Source organism: Arcicella sp. GW458-12-2-14-TSB2 (genome assembly GCF_059423785.1).
The window spans coordinates 1-12,283 of sequence record NZ_JBWKYN010000179.1; the positions used below are offsets into that span (position 1 = coordinate 1).

At 36.3% G+C, this 12,283-nt stretch carries 9 protein-coding genes; all 9 read left to right on the forward strand.

Annotated elements, in window-relative coordinates; translation table 11 throughout:
- The first annotated feature begins 138 nt into the window (after nt 1-138).
- The 9 genes from AC07XN_RS20030 (at nt 139) to AC07XN_RS20070 (ending at nt 12,054) form a co-directional block, all read left to right on the forward strand.
- Nucleotides 139-312 carry a hypothetical protein gene (locus AC07XN_RS20030; protein ID WP_309912448.1) on the forward strand — a complete coding sequence of 58 codons (174 nt, stop codon included), beginning with the start codon at nt 139-141 and terminating at the stop codon, nt 310-312.
- A 101-nt stretch (nt 313-413) separates the two neighbouring features.
- The gene (locus tag AC07XN_RS20035; RefSeq protein WP_494744322.1) at nt 414-1,301 is read left to right on the forward strand and encodes a glycerophosphodiester phosphodiesterase family protein; all 888 of its coding nucleotides are present in this window, start codon (nt 414-416) and stop codon (nt 1,299-1,301) included.
- Between the two features lie 470 nt (nt 1,302-1,771).
- Nucleotides 1,772-4,117, forward strand: a complete 2,346-nt coding sequence (locus AC07XN_RS20040; protein ID WP_309912452.1) for a M1 family metallopeptidase — start codon at nt 1,772-1,774, stop codon at nt 4,115-4,117.
- Nucleotides 4,118-4,457: 340 nt separating this feature from the next.
- Entirely contained in the window at nt 4,458-5,615 is a 1,158-nt protein-coding gene (locus AC07XN_RS20045; protein ID WP_494744323.1) for an aminotransferase class I/II-fold pyridoxal phosphate-dependent enzyme, read from the forward strand.
- A gap of 9 nt (nt 5,616-5,624) precedes the next feature.
- The gene (bioD, locus tag AC07XN_RS20050) at nt 5,625-6,248 is read left to right on the forward strand and encodes a dethiobiotin synthase (protein WP_494744324.1); all 624 of its coding nucleotides are present in this window, start codon (nt 5,625-5,627) and stop codon (nt 6,246-6,248) included.
- Nucleotides 6,214-7,578: an adenosylmethionine--8-amino-7-oxononanoate transaminase gene (gene bioA, locus AC07XN_RS20055; protein WP_494744325.1), complete on the forward strand. Its 1,365-nt coding sequence runs from the start codon at nt 6,214-6,216 to the stop codon at nt 7,576-7,578. Before bioD ends, bioA begins: the two co-directional genes overlap by 35 nt.
- A 167-nt stretch (nt 7,579-7,745) precedes the next feature.
- Complete coding sequence (locus AC07XN_RS20060) at nt 7,746-9,500, forward strand: family 43 glycosylhydrolase (RefSeq protein ID WP_494744326.1); 1,755 nt, start codon at nt 7,746-7,748, stop codon at nt 9,498-9,500.
- 222 nt (nt 9,501-9,722) lie between these two features.
- Nucleotides 9,723-11,267 carry a cryptochrome/photolyase family protein gene (locus AC07XN_RS20065; protein ID WP_494744327.1) on the forward strand — a complete coding sequence of 515 codons (1,545 nt, stop codon included), beginning with the start codon at nt 9,723-9,725 and terminating at the stop codon, nt 11,265-11,267.
- Between the two features lie 43 nt (nt 11,268-11,310).
- Complete coding sequence (locus AC07XN_RS20070; protein ID WP_309912463.1) at nt 11,311-12,054, forward strand: ABC transporter ATP-binding protein; 744 nt, start codon at nt 11,311-11,313, stop codon at nt 12,052-12,054.
- Nucleotides 12,055-12,283 lie beyond the last annotated feature (229 nt).

Sequence of the window (12,283 nt, forward strand, 5' to 3'; positions counted from 1 at the left end):
TTATAAGTCTTATAGGGAAAAAATTGGACAGGTATAAGATTTTTATACCAAAGTGTTAAGGTTTTTGAGTACTGATTAAACAATCATTTTTTTAATGAATTCATAAACATCTTGTAAGAGATATAACTTCCAAAGACCATGAAAACGAAAACAAAACTTTTTACTTCGTATGATTTAATCAAAGCTATAGAAAGAGCAGCCAATTTTATTGATGCTGGCAATCATCAAGTAGTATTAGATAAATCAGAAGTATTACCTGACAAAAGAGGGTATAGAGTAACGATTAAATATCATTCGTTTGCTCGTAACTAATGCTCTTTTTATTAATTCAATCATAATATGTGTTAGACAAATAAGGAGCATAAATTAAAGTACTTTTGTGTTTCTTAAACATCAATGATTCAACAAAACTGATGAAAACGTCTATCATTTTATTATTACTATTTACATATACCACTAATATGTTTGCCCAAGGCTTCGACCTTGAGGGGCATCGTGGAGCAAGAGGCTTAATGCCTGAAAACAGTATTCCTGCTTTTAAAAAAGCATTGGACTTGGGGGTTACTACTTTAGAAATGGATGTATGTATTTCTAAAGACAAAAAAGTAGTGGTTTCGCACGAACCATATATGAATGCGTTGTACGTAACCAAGCCCGACGGTACACCAGTAAGCAAAGTAGAAGAAGCCACTTTGAATTTGTATCAGATGACCTATCAACAAATAAAGGAATTTGATACTGGGAAACGAGGAAATGCCTTGTTTCCAGAACAAGAAAAAACACCTACCTACAAGCCCTTACTTTCAGAAACGATAAAGGCTTGTGAAGCATATATAAAAGAAAAAGGCCTAAGGGCTGTTAAATATAATATTGAGATTAAATCTGAAGAAAAAGACTATGGCACCTATCAACCTGCAACAATTAAAGAATTCTCTGATTTGGTTTATCAGGAAATTATCAAAGCCCTACCCGCCAATAGGGTTATTTTACAAAGTTTCGATTTTAACGTGCTGATTTATTGGCACAAACAAATTGAAGCGAATCAGTATAAAAACATTCCTCTATCTGCTTTAGTCGAGAAAGAGGGTCCAGCAAAAACATTTGAGGCTTTAGGGTTTTTACCAAGCTATTATAGCCCATATTATAAACTCTTGACACAAGAGCAAGTACAATATTGCCATGACAAAAATGTGAAAGTAGTGCCATGGACAGTGAATAATGTCGAGGATATGAAAAATATAAAAGCCATCGGTGTAGATGGTCTAATTACTGATTATCCCAATCGTGCTAAAAATTTATAAGCTCTACCCATAAAAACAAGTTCTACCTATGATAAATACAAATTACACCTAAAGAATAATAAAGTCGCACCTAATAAAATTAAAGTTACACCTAAGAAAAAGTTGAAAGTTCTACCTAAAAAAATTGAAAGTTGTATCAAAAAAAATTATATAGTTCTGCCCATACCGTTCTACACTTCCTAAAAACAAAAGAGCTCGGAAATTCCCGAGCTCTTGTATTATAATTACTCTCTTCCTAATAGCTTTGTTAAATGTTTGTGTTACATTGGGCAATTACAACTATCAAATCCCCATATTTACCTTTACAAACTCTCCTTTTATCTATTCTTAGCTATTCTACTACGTATAATGATTCTTTTTTAGATTGTTTAATGCTAATTTTGATTGATAACTTATCATCAAGGAGATTTATTTTACTAAATTCACTAAATTCGTACAGTAAATCTATTCACTTCAATCTAAAAATCAACATGAGAGGTAGCTTAAAGCTCATTACTGGTTTGTTGATTGCTACTTGTTCGCAAATAGCAACAGCCCAACAAGCCCCCACAACCAATCCTTATAATGGCAATAAACGTTTTGAGCAATTAGAAACGATTTTACCGACGCCTAATACTTATCGTACAGCTTCGGGTAGCCCGGGAAAAGAATATTGGCAACAACGTGCTGACTATGACATCAAAGCAGAATTGGATGATGTGGAACGCAAAATTACTGGTACTGAAACCATTACTTATTTCAATAATTCTCCTGACGAATTGCCTTATCTATGGTTACAACTTGACCAAAACTTATTCCAAAAAGATGCTATCGGTGCTAATACTAGAACGGGAGGTATTGCTGGACAAGCGTCTTTTACACAATTCAAAGATTTAACTGACCCTAAAAAGTATGGATACAATATCCTATCGGTTAAAGATGCTAAAGGAAATCCTTTAAAGCACACGATTAACCATACGATGATGAGAATCGACTTACCAGTTGCGCTGAAATCTGGTGCTTCGGTTTCTTTCTCTATCGACTGGAATTATTTAATTACTGAATATTACGGTCGTTCTGGTTATGAATATTTTGCCAAAGATGGTAATGCCAATTATTTTATTGCTCACTGGTTTCCACGTATGGCAGTTTATAATGATGTATATGGCTGGCAACATAAACAGTTTTTAGGCCAAGGTGAATTTACGCTTACTTTTGGAAACTATAAAGTAGCTTTAACGGTGCCAAATGACCACATAGTAGGTGCTTCGGGTGAATTGCAAAACCCAACACAAGTACTTTCGGCAGAGCAATTAAAACGTTGGGAAAAAGCAAAAACTGCTACTCGCCCAGTATTAATCGTTTCTCAGGAAGAAGCTGAGAAGGCTGAAAAAGGAAAGCCAACTGGCAAAAAAACTTGGATTTACAAGGCTGATAATGTTCGTGACTTTGCTTTTGCAAGTTCTCGTAAATTTATTTGGGATGCCATGCAAGTTGATGTAGAAGGTAAAAAAGTATGGGCGATGTCGTTATATCCGAAAGAAGGTAATCCACTTTGGGGGCAATACTCAACAATGGTGGTAGCACATACACTTCGTTCGTATTCAAAACATACAGTAGCATATCCTTACCCAGTGGCTTATTCTTGTCACTCTACGTCGGGTGGTGGTATGGAATATCCAATGATTTCATTCAATGGTGGTCGTCCAGAAGCTGATGGTACTTATTCTGAACAAGTAAAAGCAGGTATGATTGGTGTAATTATTCACGAGGTAGGCCACAACTTCTTCCCAATGATTATCAACTCAGACGAACGTCAGTGGTCATGGATGGATGAAGGGTTGAATACTTTCTGTCAGTATTTAGCAGAGCAAGAATGGGATAGAGATTTCCCATCTCGTCGTGGCGAACCTCAGTACATTGTTCCTTACATGAAAACTGACCCAACGCAACAAGTACCGATTATGACAAACTCAGAGAATATCATGGCATTCGGGCCTAATGCTTATGCAAAACCAGCTACAGCATTGAATATCCTTCGTGAAACGGTGATGGGACGCGAGTTATTTGACCATGCTTTCAAAGAGTATGCTCGTCGTTGGGCATTCAAACAGCCGTATCCTGCTGATTTCTTCCGTACAATGGAAGATGCATCAGGTGTTGATTTAGATTGGTTCTGGAAAGGTTGGTTCTATGGTGTTGAGCCAGTAAACCAGTCACTTGAAAACGTAGAATGGTTTGGTATTGATAATATAGACCCATTAGCAAAAAATGCTGCCGCTAAAAAAGAAGCTGATGCTAAACGCCAAACGATGAGTAACATCCGCAATAAAACGGATATTCCTAAAACAGTAGTAGAAGAAAATCCAGATATGAGAGACTTCTACAATACTTATGATCGTTTTGCTACGACTGAGGCAGATAAAAAGAAATTTGAGCAAACAATGGCTTCATTGGCAGAAGATGAGAAAAAATTGGTAAACTCAAATAAAAACTTCTATGTATTAAATGTTAAAAACAAAGGAGGTTTACCAATGCCAGTGATTGTGAAAGCAAACTATGAGGATGGTACAGAAGAGGTATTTAGATACCCTGCTGAAATCTGGCGTTTGAATGATAAAGAAATTAAGAAAGTAATTCCTACTGATAAGAAAGTAACGAAATGGACATTAGACCCGTACATGGAAATTGCTGATATCGAAACAGAAGATAATGCTTTCCCAAGAGAACCTGAACAGCCAAACCGCTTTCAAGTATTCAAAGCACAACGCCCAGTTCAGCCAAACCCAATGCAACAACAGCAAAAGGCTGGGGCAGTTCAAGGAGCTAAAAATTAATGCTGAAATTTTTCAGTAATATTTTAGAAAGATGAAATACCTATAAGCCTAAGTTAGGCTTATAATTAAAAAAGCATGGCAATGAAAATTGTCATGCTTTTTTTTAGTTATACTATATTTTTCAGAAGGCTATAAAAAGAAAGTTGCCCAGACGGAAACCATCTGGGCAAACTTAGTAAATAGTTCTACACCTATTAACTGCGAAGTTAGATAAAAAAATGGTATGATGTCAAGCATTTTATTAAAAAATCTTAAAAAAACCAATTTGGTGTCAAATATGAAAAGAATAAGGGTATAGCGCTTTTGTAACTATCTTTGCAAAAACAAACAATAAACATTAGTGATTTCTTTAAGCAAACGAATTGAAACCATACTTGAACAACGAAAAGAACAATCCCTTTTTCGTACACTTCGTATTAGCGAAAATTTAATTGATTTTTGTTCTAATGACTATTTGGGCTTCGCTCGTTCCGAAAAACTTCAATTGGCTATTCATCAACAGTGCAAAAATGGGTATCTATCTACAGGAGCTACAGGGTCAAGGTTATTAGCAGGGAATACGGCTTTTGTAGAAAATTTAGAAAAACAGATTGCCAATTTCCATCGAGCCGAATCAGGTTTAATTTTTAATTCTGGCTATGATGCTAACGTAGGCTTGCTTTCATCAATTCCGCAGAAAAACGATTTTCTTATTACCGACGAACTCATTCATGCCAGTATGATTGATGGAGCAAGGTTAAGCTATGCTACTCGTTATAAGTTCAGACATAACGACGTCGAAGATTTAACTAAAAAACTTGCTAAAATTGAAGAAGATAAAACAGCAAACCCTACTTTAAAAGACGCTCAGGTATTTGTAGCCATCGAATCCGTTTATTCGATGGATGGCGACCTTGCCCCTCTCCTAGCAATTGTCGATACTTGTGCTCAGTTCGGAGCAAATCTTATCGTCGATGAAGCCCATGCAACAGGTGTGTTTGGAAAACATGGCGAAGGCTTGGTAAATGAATTGCAGGTAGAAAAAAAGGTTTTTGCACGTATTATTACTTTTGGCAAAGCATTGGGCTGTCATGGAGCCATTATTTTAGGGAGTAATACACTAAGAAACTATTTAATTAATTTTGCTCGTTCATTTATTTATACAACGTCTGCTCCGATGCATAGCCATATTAGTGTCCAATGTGCTTATGATTTGCTTCAATCGGATACATTCTCTAATAAAAACTTACATCATTTGATTGATTTTTTCAAAAGGCAAGCACGTTTAAATTCTACAATTGAATTGATAGAAAGTCCTTCGGCAATTCAATGTATCATTATTTCAGGCAATGAAAACTGTAGGGCTGTAGCTAATACTTTACAAAGTAAAGGCTTAGATATTCGTCCTATTGTATCGCCAACTGTGCCAAAAGGTAAAGAGAGATTAAGAATTTGCTTACATGACTTTAATACAGAAGAACAGATTTTGCAGATTTTTGAAGTACTAAACAAGCTTTAAAATTTATTTATGAAACAACAATATATCATTGCTGGCATTGGTACAGAAATCGGAAAAACATTTATTGCCAGTATTCTTACTGAAAGCCTTGAAGCTGATTACTGGAAACCTGTCCAATCGGGAGCATTAGATTTTACCGATACGAATGCCGTTCAAAGCTTAGTAAGTAACCGTAAAACTATCTTTCATCCAGAAGCCTATCGCTTGACAGAACCCCTTTCGCCTCATGCAGCGGCGGCTATTGACGGTATAGAGATTCAATTATCAAATTTTGAACTGCCAACTACTGACAACAATTTAATTGTTGAATTAGCAGGTGGATTAATGGTTCCGTTAAATAAAGGCACAACCAATCTTGATTTAATTAAGCAATTAAATCTACCACTCATTTTAGTTTCTAAAAATTATTTGGGCAGTATTAATCATACTTTGCTTTCGATTGAAGTACTAAAAAGTAGCAATATCGACATCAAAGGAATTATTTTTAATGGAGAAAGTAATCCTTCATCTGAAGACTATATCTTGAATTACACACAAGTACCATTGATTGGGAGGGTAAATCAAGAACAAAACATCTCTCAAGAAACCGTAAAAAAATATGCAGAAGACTTCAGAAAAACACTTTGTCATTGATGAACACCTGGAATATCCAGTAGAAAATATACAGCATCCAGTAATTACGAATTTGAGCGAAAGAGATGCAAAAGTATTGTGGCATCCTTTTACACAACACCAAACGGCACCATTCTCCATCCCAATAGTTCGGGCAGAAGGAGTTTATCTTTTTGATGAAAATGGTAAAAGATATATAGATGCTATCGCATCATGGTGGGTAAATTTACATGGGCATTCGCATCCATACATTGCTCAGAAGGTAGCCGAACAATTTCTAAAATTAGAACAGGTAATTTTTGCAGGATTCACCCATGAACCCGCTGTAAGATTAGCAGAAAGATTATTAGAAATATTACCACCAAACCAGCAAAAAATATTCTATTCAGATAATGGTTCTACTTCCGTAGAAGTAGCCATGAAAATGGCATTTCAGTATTTTCATAACCAAGGAATTAGAAAGAAAACCAAAATCATAGCCCTTGAAAATGGGTATCATGGCGATACGTTTGGCACAATGGCCGTAGGCGCAAAAAGTGCATTCACAGCTCCCTTTGATCCTTTTCTTTTTGAGGTGATTTATCTACCTATTCCAGTAAAAGGCGAAGAGCAATTGGCACTAGATACCATGAAAAGTCTGATGAGTCAAGCAGATGAAATTGCGGCTTTTATTTTTGAGCCACTCATTCAAGGAGCAGGCGGCATGGTAATGTATGAACCTGAAATTTTGGAAAGCTTAATAAAACTAGCTAAAGAGAATGGGATATTGACCATTGCTGATGAAATCATGACAGGCTTTTATCGTACAGGTAAAATGTTTGCGACGGATTATTTAACAGAAAAACCAGATATTTTTTGTCTCTCAAAAGGATTAACAGGCGGTGCTATGGCTTTGGGTGTTACATCGTGTACGCAAGAGATTTATGACGCTTTTCTTTCGGATGATAGAAGAAAAACGCTTTTTCATAGTCATTCTTTCACGGCAAATCCTTTGGCTTGTACCGCAGGACTTGCCAGTTTAGATTTGTTATTGAATGATGAAACACAAGACAATATCAAAAAAATAAATACTTTACATCAAGGCTTTATTCAGCAAGTTACACAAACATACCTCCACAAAATCGCTGACATCAGACTGAAGGGGACGATTCTAGCGATTGAAATAAAGGTACAAGAAGGCACTTCATATTTTAGTAATATGCGAGACATTGCTTATAATTTCTTTTTGGAAAAGGGTATTTTGATGCGTCCTTTAGGTAATGTGATTTATCTATTAACGCCTTATTGTATCACTGAGGAGGATTTGGTATATGTTTATGGGTGTATTGAGGAATTTTTGGGGGAGATTTGAAGATAGTAGGTTTTTATGTTGAATAATGTGGAGTTCAAGAGGATATGTTCATTTAAATGAATGGCAATTAATACAAGAAGAATATGAATGATTAACTTACAAAACCCTCTATAAGTCTATTTTATATTCTGTATTTTTATCTCTCCAAATTCAATCAAAAACATATTATGAAAAAGACATTGCTCTTGCTGTTTTGCTGTGCTTCATACTTTTCAATATTTGCCCAAAACCTTAACCAAAAAACATATTGCAACCCTGTAGATATTGGTTATCGCTATAATTTTGAACAATTGAACGAGAAGATTTCCTATCGTTCGGGTGCAGACCCTGTTATTATCAATCATAAAAAAGAGTATTATCTTTTTGTCACTATTTCGGGGGGGTATTGGCATTCAAAAGATTTAATCAATTGGGATTACATCAAGCCCAGTATGTGGCCCATGGAAGATATGTGTGCCCCTGCTGCTTTGTCAGTCAGAGATACGCTTTATTTGTTTCAATCTACTTTTGAACAACGCCCTATATTGATAAGTACCGAACCCGAAAAAGGGAAATTACAATTCTATAACCGTTGGTTGCCTCGTTTACCTCAGTATATCGGGCCGTGGGATCCTGCCTTGTTTTATGATGAAGACCTAGACAAATGGTATATGTATTGGGGGTCATCGAATGTATATCCGATTTTTGGAGCTGAGCTTGACAAAAAACGTAATCTGACTTACGCCACACCTTATAAAGGTTTAATTTACCTCGACCCTAAAAATCATGGATGGGAGCGTTTCGGTCGCGACCACCGCGATACTATTAAACCATTTACAGAAGGGGCTTGGATGACCAAACACAAAGGCAAATACTTCTTGCAATATGGTGCACCCGGGACAGAATATAATGTATATGCCAATGGGACATATTTAGGAGACTCTCCGCTTGGTCCATTCAAATATGCTCCTTATAATCCTATTTCATATAAACCTGGGGGATTTCTTACGGGAGCGGGGCATGGTAATACCTTCCAAGATAACTATGGTAATTACTGGAATACGGGTACGCCTTGGATTGCCGTTAACTGGAATTTTGAAAGAAGGGTTGCCATGTTCCCAACGGGCTTTGATGCCGACAATCAGATGTTTGCTAATACTCGATTTGGCGATTTCCCGCATTATTTACCTACTAAAAAATGGACACAGAAAGACGAATTGTTTACGGGATGGATGTTGCTTTCTTATAAAAAACCGTGTGTGGCCTCCTCTGTACGAGATACCTTGAGTGCTAATAAAGTGACGGACGAAAATCCACGTACTTTTTGGGTAGCTAATACCAACAAAGCAGGCGAATGGCTCACGGTAGATTTACAGAGTGTACAAGAGGTAAAGGCATTACAAGTAAATTTTACCGATTATAAATCTGATATTTTTGATAGTAACGAAGAGCGAGTGTATGCCCAATTCAAATTTTATGCTTCTAACGATAACAAAAATTGGCAATTGATTTCCGACAATACAAACGAGCCAAAGCGTGACAGACCCAATGCTTATATAGAATTGCCCAAACCTGTGAAGGCTCGTTATATTAAATACGAAAACATTCATGTACCAATGCCAAATTTGGCGGTGAGTGATATTCGTATTTTTGGGAATGGTGCTGGAAAGACACCACAAACCCCCAAAAATCTAATCGTAAAACGTCAGGCTGATACACGTAATGCAGATATTACTTGGGAGAAATCTGCGAATGCTGTAGGGTATAATATTCTTTGGGGAATTGCTCCTGATAAATTATACCAAACCTATCAGATTTGGGCAGATGCCCCTAATAGTTTAGAGCTAAGGGCTTTAAGCGTTGGACAAAGTTATTTCTGTGCTATCGAAGCTTTTAACGAAAATGGTGTTTCTGTTGTTAGTGAGGTGAAGGAAATTAAGTAAAAGATGATAGCACGGCTTTCAATCTGTGCTATCATTTTATTCTACTCGTCAGCTTGGTAAACATTAAAAAGATGAACTCAGCACGAACTATGGAATTTTATATCTTATCTAGCTATCGTTTTTAACTTATGATAATCATTGAGGGATTCTTCAAAAGAATTTTTTCTAACAATACTCCTTACTGTTCAGTTATCAAAATACACTTTGTATTTTGATTTCTATATGAAAAAAACATTACGCCTTATCTTGGGTGACCAGCTTAATCATCAACATTCTTGGTTTCAACAACAGGATAAAGAGGTAGTTTACATAATGATGGAGGTTCGGCAGGAAACAGATTATGTAGTACATCATATCCAGAAAATCATTGCTTTTTTTGTGGCAATGAGAGCCTTTGCCGATGCTTTAAAGTCGGCAGGGCATGATGTTATCTACCTCCGTCTAGATGATAGCAACAATTTGCAGAGTATCCACCATAATATTATCGCTACTATTCAAGCTTCAGATTTTGAGGTTTTTGAATATCAATTGCCAGATGAATACAGAGTAGATGAGCAGTTGAAAAACTTAGCTGTAGCATTACAGCGTTTAGGAAAAGCTTGCTATGCTGTAGATTCAGCGCATTTTTTAAGTGAACGACTAGAGCTTGCAACCTTTTTTAAAGGCAAAAAAACATTTTTGATGGAGAGTTTCTACAGGATGATGCGGAAAAAATATAGTCTATTGATGGATGGTAATGAGCCCATTGAAGGTCGTTGGAATTTTGATACAGAGAACCGTAAAAAACTACCTAAGAATCACCGTCCTATTGAACCCTTAACATTTGATAAAGATGTAACAGATGTTTATCAATTAATCATCAAAGAAGGCATTGCTACGATTGGTAATGTAAATCCTAAAAATTTTATCTGGCCAACATCTCGTGAAGAATCTTTAGCACTTTTAGCTTTCTTTGTGGAGTATTGTTTGCCTCTTTTTGGTACTTACGAAGACACCATGCACCCATCATATTGGTCTATCTATCATTCTCGCCTTTCTTTTTCGATGAATATTAAATTGCTATCTCCTTTAGAGGTTGTTCAGCAAGCAATAACCCATTGGGAAACCCACCAAGCAACAATTAGCATTGCTCAGGTAGAAGGGTTTGTTAGGCAAATTATTGGTTGGCGAGAATATATGCGAGGTATTTATTGGTGCAAAATGCCCGACTATGAATCGCTAAATTTCTTTAATCATAGCCGTAAATTACCGAGCTGGTTTTGGAATGCACAGACCAAAATGAATTGTTTAAAACATGCCATTGGGCAAAGTTTGGACTTTGCCTATGCCCATCATATTCAACGATTAATGCTTACTGGGAATTTTACTTTACTAAGTGGTGTTAATCCAGACGAGGTGGATGTCTGGTACTTGGGTATTTATATTGATGCCCTACAATGGGTTGAAATCACTAATACCAGAGGGATGAGTCAATATGCAGATGGTGGGCTGGTAGCCACTAAACCCTATATTTCTTCTGCCAATTACATTGATAAAATGGGGCATTATTGCGATACTTGTTATTATGATAAAAATAAAAAAGTTGGGCATAAGGCTTGTCCCTTCAATAGTTTATATTGGCATTTTTATCATCGTCATCAAGATGTATTGGCAAAAAATCCAAGAATCGGTATGGCATACCTTACTTGGAACAAAATAAAACCTGAACAACAGCAGGAAATATTGAATCAGGCAGAGATTTATTTAAGAGATATTGAAAATTTATAGCGTATAGCCACGAATTTTGTAAATTCGGGAAAGATTTGAATGTATGATTGAAATAAAAGATATTAGAAAAGCCTTTAATGGGCGTGATATTCTACTCGGAATCGATGGCGAATTCAAGCCTGGCGATACTTCATTAATTATTGGTGGTAGTGGTACAGGAAAAAGTGTATTACTGAAATGCATGATTGGTATTGTAAAACCAGAACACGGGCAAATTTTATACGATGGACGAGATTTTCATAATTCTGATGAAGAAACTAGAAAAACTATCCGTCGCGAAATGGGCGTTTTATTCCAAGGAGGCGCATTATTTGACTCTAAGACCGTATTAGATAATGTTAAATTCCCCTTAGATATGCTGACAGACATGAGCGAGGAGGAGAAAATAGAAAGAGCTCAGCTTTGTTTAAAGCGTGTAGAATTGGAAAATGCTGGCTCAAGAATGCCTTCGGAGGTTTCGGGGGGGATGAAGAAAAGGGTTGGTATTGCCAGAGCCATTGTGATGAATCCGAAATATTTATTTTGTGACGAACCAAATTCGGGCTTAGATCCATTAACATCCGTAAAAATTGATGACTTGATTAAGGAAATCACGGATGAATTTAACATTACTACGATTGTAATTACGCATGATATGAATTCGGTGATTGGTATTGGTGAAAAAATCATGTTTTTATATAAAGGCAAAAAATTCTGGGAAGGTGATAGTAAAAATATTCGCACGTCATCAGTTCCTGAGTTGAATGAGTTTATTTTTGCTAATAAGCTTTTGCAGGAGGGGAGATAGTTTTCTGGAGACTTTATGACTGTAGGACTTCAAGACTAAAAGACATTAGACGCAAGACGTTAGATACAAGATTTTAGAATTTAAGGAGTTGGGACTTGAAGACAAAAGAAGCTAGAGGTAATATCTTTGAGATAAAAATCAAAAAATATATCGGTATTTGTAGCGGCAACCCTTGCGGTTGCCGTTTTTGTTTCGTAAATCCATCAAATCAAAACGGCAACCGCAAGGG